The 1,823-nt window shown below is 36.6% G+C and carries 2 protein-coding genes; both read left to right on the plus strand.

What is annotated here, in order from left to right; all coding sequences use genetic code 11:
* Positions 1 to 1,216: malate synthase A (aceB, locus tag HRT72_08375; GenBank protein ID NQY67721.1), on the plus strand; the 1,216-nt coding region annotated here is incomplete at its 5' end.
* 159 nt (positions 1,217 to 1,375) lie between these two features.
* Positions 1,376 to 1,525 (plus strand): hypothetical protein, encoded by a 150-nt coding sequence (locus HRT72_08380; protein ID NQY67722.1) that lies wholly within the window; start codon positions 1,376 to 1,378, stop codon positions 1,523 to 1,525.
* Positions 1,526 to 1,823 lie beyond the last annotated feature (298 nt).

Here is a 1,823-nt window from a genome sequence, read left to right on the forward strand (position 1 = left end):
ATCTGGTCAGATAAACCTTCGCCAAGCAATAGATCGAACCCTAGAGTTTATAAGTTACACCGGTAGGCATTATAAGTTAAAAGATGAGATAGCAACATTAATGGTTAGGCCAAGAGGTTGGCATATGACAGATAAGAACTTGCTAATTAATGGAGAACAAGTTTCGGCTTCCCTTTTAGATTTTGGATTGTTTTTCTTTCACAATGCACAAAAACTTATCGATAATGGAACAGGACCGTATTTCTATTTACCAAAATTAGAGAATCATAAAGAGGCGCGTTTATGGAACGATGTTTTCATATTTGCACAAGACCAGTTGGGTATAAAGCAAGGAACCATTAAGGCCACTGTCCTAATAGAAACAATACTAGCGGCTTTTGAGATGGACGAAATCTTATATGAATTAAGAGAGCATTCGGCCGGTTTAAATTGTGGTAGATGGGATTATATCTTTAGCTACATTAAAAAGTATAGAAGGTGGCCTGAGTTTATCTTGCCAGATCGCCACCAAGTGGGTATGACATCCCATTTTATGGCGTCTTATTCCATGTTACTTATTCAGACCTGCCATAAACGTGGAGTGCATGCCATGGGTGGTATGGCAGCTCAAATTCCAATTAAAAATGATTTGGAAGCCAATGCGAAAGCAATGGATAAAGTAAGAGAAGATAAACTGCGAGAAGTGCATAATGGACATGATGGCACTTGGGTAGCCCATCCAGGAATGATACCTATGGTTAGAGAAATCTTCGATGAGTTTATGCCCGATGCCAATCAGATTGATGTTAAACGTGAAGATGTTAAAATTACCAACCGAGATTTATTGGAAGATCCAATAGGGGAGATAACAGAAGAAGGGCTAAGAAACAACGTAGATGTTGCCATACAGTATATCGAAGCATGGCTAGGTGGATCTGGAAGTGTGCCGATTTATAACCTTATGGAAGATGCTGCAACTGCAGAAATCGCACGGACCCAAATTTGGCAATGGATTCATAACATCAAAGGAAGATTAAGTACCGGCCAAAATATTACCATCGGGTTGTATCGAAAAAACGTCGATATAGTGGTTTCTCAGCTCATTCAATTAATCGGAGAAGATGCCTATAAAGCGGGTAAATATGACCTCGCTGTAGAAATATTAGATAAAATGGTAATGGAGCCCGAATTCACGGACTTCCTTACACTAGAGGCCTATCGCTACATACAGGAGTAATTGCGAAGCATTGCTTTATAGCGAATTAATTATTTTAGTGAATTCATCACTTTTAGCGAATATTCGCTTGCTTTTTTAAAAAGGTTGTTTACATTTGTATTCAAGTTGGCAGAATGCCTGCTGGAATATATTTAGTTAAACAATAAAAACCATTTTAAGATGGAAGCACAAATACAGATAGAAAGAGATTTCGCAAGAGAAGATTATTTAGGAATAATTCCATTAACTTCGTCGACTGAATTTGAAGAAAAGATTAATGCCATGACAGGTTCTTCTCTATTAGAAGAGATGGATTTTGTGGTAAATTAGATATTCCAATTAAATAATACGATGGCTACAAAAGCGGAAAGAGCGGTAGCAGCATATCGTTTTATTAAATAAAACACGTAAATATCGTTTCAGAAAAGTTTGATAAGTTCTTATCGAACAAAACATACGAATACATTAACAAATCAATTATTAATTAACTAAAATTTCAACTATTAAATCATGGCAAATTCATCACAAACAAACTACGCTTCTGCATTGGAAACCGTACAGAAACTTAAAGCAAAACACGGTAATACATGGGAAGCTATAAGTTCAGAAAATGCTGCACGTATGGTTA

The sequence above is a fragment of the Flavobacteriales bacterium genome (assembly GCA_013214975.1).
Lineage (GTDB): Bacteria > Bacteroidota > Bacteroidia > DT-38 > DT-38 > DT-38.